This is a genomic window from Rhizobium bangladeshense (assembly GCF_001662075.1).
GTDB classification, from domain to species: Bacteria; Pseudomonadota; Alphaproteobacteria; order Rhizobiales; family Rhizobiaceae; genus Rhizobium; species Rhizobium bangladeshense_B.
This window is the reverse complement of the sequence record NZ_LYPL01000073.1, coordinates 1-1,707: the sequence shown is the minus strand read 5'-3', so window position 1 is coordinate 1,707 and position 1,707 is coordinate 1. Positions and strand designations below refer to the sequence as shown.

At 61.2% G+C, this 1,707-nt stretch carries 1 protein-coding gene; it reads right to left on the bottom strand.

The genetic code is table 11. The features are described from left to right. Window positions 1–68 precede the first annotated feature (68 nt). The coding region (locus tag A7X77_RS31450; RefSeq protein ID WP_064686674.1) for a hypothetical protein at window positions 69–1,707 on the bottom strand (1,639 nt) is incomplete at its 5' end.

The following is a 1,707-nucleotide window of genomic DNA, read 5'->3' as shown; positions in this document are numbered from 1 at the left end:
GGCCAAGCGTCGAGTTGGTGCCAACCGCTACAGACACGGCAATAGCGCTCCCTCATGATCAAACCTCTTTACTGCTGATAGCGTGGCTGTTGCGGTGCCGCTGGCGGCTGGCGAGCGGCCTGGAACTGCTGCATGGCCTGTATCGCTATATCGCCGCGCGCCTGTTCGACGGTGGTGCGGTGTTCGATTTCGGCTTGCGCCACCCCAAGCTGGGCTTTCCGCTCTTCCGCACCGGCCTTTACCTGCGCCGTTTTCAGATCGATCATCTGCTCCGGTGTTGGTTCCGGCGGCTGCTTTGGTGCCGTCGCTGCCTGCGAAAGTTGCGCGCCCACCTGCTCCAGCGTGTTTTCTAGTTGGCGGCCGGCCCGGAAGCCACGGGCGGCGAACAGCAACGTCTCGACCATGACAGGCACAAGCATTGGCGTCTGCTGCGCTATAGCGCCCGCCTGCTGCATGAAGCCGCCAACCATCTGCACGAACTCCATCCGGCGCTGCTTCTCTGCGTCCTCGTCCGGTTCGATGGTCGAGTCCGTCTCGATATCAATCCTGAAGCCGCGCACGCTATCATTGCGCAGAAGCTGAACAACTTCGTCGATCGACGGCTGCTGCATCATCTGCGCCACCTCAGGCGGGATAGGCGGCTGTTGGGGCGGCGGAGGCGCAGGCTGCCCCATCTGCTGCGCTCGCATTGCCGCCTGCTGGGAGACCATCTGAGCATGCTGCATCTGCATCTGGATCTGCTGCTTCTGCTGCGTCGTCATAAGCTGGATGCCGGAGACGAGCATCAGCGTTTCGGGCTGGAACTGATCGCAGATGATCTCGCCGGCAATGGCCACAACGTCACGGGCAAAGCGGGCAAGCTCAGCCTGGCGGTCCCTGATGCGAATGGAGCCCCATTGGCTTTTGATGCGCTGCGCCGTCGCCGTCTCAGAGGCTTGCGTGTCGCCGCGCACGATGTCCGATATGCCGGTGATCTGGTAGACATCCTCAATGAGCTGCTTGCGCGCCTCGATGCAAGCAACGATGACCTTCTGCACATCGTCGATCGGCAGCGTGACGATGGCTTTTGAGCCGCCTTTATCGGTGAATGCCGCCCATTCCGGGATCGGCACCATTACCGTGTCGTTCTCAGGCCGCATCGCCTTCTCGATTGCCGGCGATACCGAGCCATCCCCCGAAGGATAGAAGATTTTCAGGCGCAGTTGATCCGTCAGCTTGTTAATGCGCTTGGTGAGGATGTCGATCTCATCGCACTGGCCTTGGTAGTAAACATAATCCGGGACCGGAATGAGCGATCCGGTCGAGAGCGTGCCGAATGCCGGACGCGGGCAAGGCCAAAAGCCTTTCAGGTTCAGCGGTGGCTCAGAGACCTCGAGCGCGGCGGGGCAACCATCGGCGATCCAGACTGTGTAGTTCTCAGTCTTGCACCAGATTTCCCAAACGTAGATCTTCCCCTCGTTCTGGGCCCGCTCCGTCTGGTTGGTTCCGTGGTTCGATCCGGCGCCGTCCTTGGCAAGGGACCCCCGTCCATCGGGAAAGCGCTTGTCGAACTCCTCATCGGTCATAGAGACACGACGAGCCACCCATGTCACATCCTTCCAGCGCCGAGCCGGCGAATGCAGGACGTCCGACCAGTGCACGTAGTCGATGCACACCCGCTCGTCGGTGATCTGCTCCATGGGAGAGACGTCTTCCGGCATCCCAGGC